Below are 721 nucleotides of genomic sequence, written 5' to 3'. Positions count from 1 at the left end.
TCCGCATCCCGCGCAACGTCCTGACCGTCTGCTTGGGCAAATCCACCTACGCCCGCTGCGGCATCATCGTCAACGTTACCCCGTTCGAGCCGGAATGGGAAGGCTACGTTACCCTCGAGTTTTCCAACACCACTCCCCTACCCGCCAAAATCTACGCAGGCGAAGGCGTAGCGCAAGTCCTCTTCTTCGAAAGCGACGAAATCTGCGAAACCTCCTACAAAGACCGCAACGGCAAATACATGGGTCAAACCGGCGTTACCCTGCCGAAAACCTGATGATGGCAGCCTGCCGCCCGTCTTTTACAGACATTAAGGGCATTATAGTGGATTAACTTTAAATCAGGACAAGGCGACGAAGCCGCAGACAGTACAGATAGTACGGAACCGATTCACTTGGTGCTTCAGCACCTTAGAGAATCGTTCTCTTTGAGCTAAGGCGAGGCAACGCCGTACTGGTTTAAAGTTAATCCACTATACAAGGTATTTTTCGTTGAAAATCCCATGTTAGAAAGGACACCCATGAGCTTCCAAGACAACCTCGCCGCCATGCCTGACATCGGTCATTTGAGCGGACTCGACATCCTCGACGCACAAGGCAAAGCCGTCCATCACATCCCCAATGCGCCCGGCAAGCAAGGCTCGCTGAAACTCTACAACGCTTTGGCATTGAATTTCGTCGGCAAACTCGATGCAACTGCTGCTGCGCAGGGTTTGGATTGGTT

The 721-nt window shown here is 52.6% G+C and carries 2 protein-coding genes; both read left to right on the top strand.

The features are described from left to right. Positions 1-275: dCTP deaminase (gene dcd / locus ACTHUR_RS13995; RefSeq protein WP_440399150.1), on the top strand; the 275-nt coding region annotated here is incomplete at its 5' end. Between the two features lie 243 nt (positions 276-518). Then, the coding region (locus tag ACTHUR_RS13990) for a DUF2322 family protein (RefSeq protein WP_440399149.1) at positions 519-721 on the top strand (203 nt) is incomplete at its 3' end.

Source organism: Neisseria sp. P0021.S007, from assembly GCF_051956855.1.
Note: the sequence above shows the minus strand (reverse complement) of the source record. Positions and strands in the feature narration are given on the sequence as shown.